We start from the raw sequence: 622 nt of genomic DNA on the forward strand, positions 1-622 counted from the left end.
AAGGTCGTCATACACAACCAGCACGTGCTTGCCGTTGTACATGAATTCCTCTCCCATCGCAACCCCTGCATACGGCGCGAGGTACAATAGAGGGGCAGGCTGTGAAGCGGAAGCCGTCACAACGATCGTATAGTCAAGGGCGCCGTGTTTGCGAAGCGTTTCGACAACGCCGCGGACTGTCGATTCTTTCTGACCGATCGCGACATAGATACAAATCATATCCTGGTCTTTCTGATTCAGAATTGTATCGATCGCAATCGACGTTTTACCCGTTTGACGGTCACCGATAATCAGCTCACGCTGGCCGCGGCCGATCGGAATTAAAGCATCGATTGATTTGATCCCCGTTTGAAGCGGCTCGTGTACGGATTTACGATCCATAACTCCAGGAGCCGGGCTTTCGATCGGACGGGTTTTGCTTGTGAGAACCGGGCCCATTCCGTCAACAGGCTGGCCGAGCGGGTTGACAACGCGGCCGAGCAGCTCTTCGCCGACAGGGACTTCCATGATCCGGCCGGTTCTTTTAACTTCGTCACCTTCACGGATGTCTTTGTAAGGTCCCAAAATAACGATACCTACATTTGATTCTTCAAGGTTCTGAGCTAAGCCCAGCACACCGTTT

1 pseudogene is annotated in these 622 nt (G+C 52.7%); it reads right to left on the minus strand.

Annotated features, from left to right (window positions below):
* Positions 1–622: pseudogene (locus tag ACWHAR_RS28915) on the minus strand (F0F1 ATP synthase subunit alpha); the annotation flags it as partial.

Source organism: Bacillus sp. LR--39 (assembly GCF_053613335.1).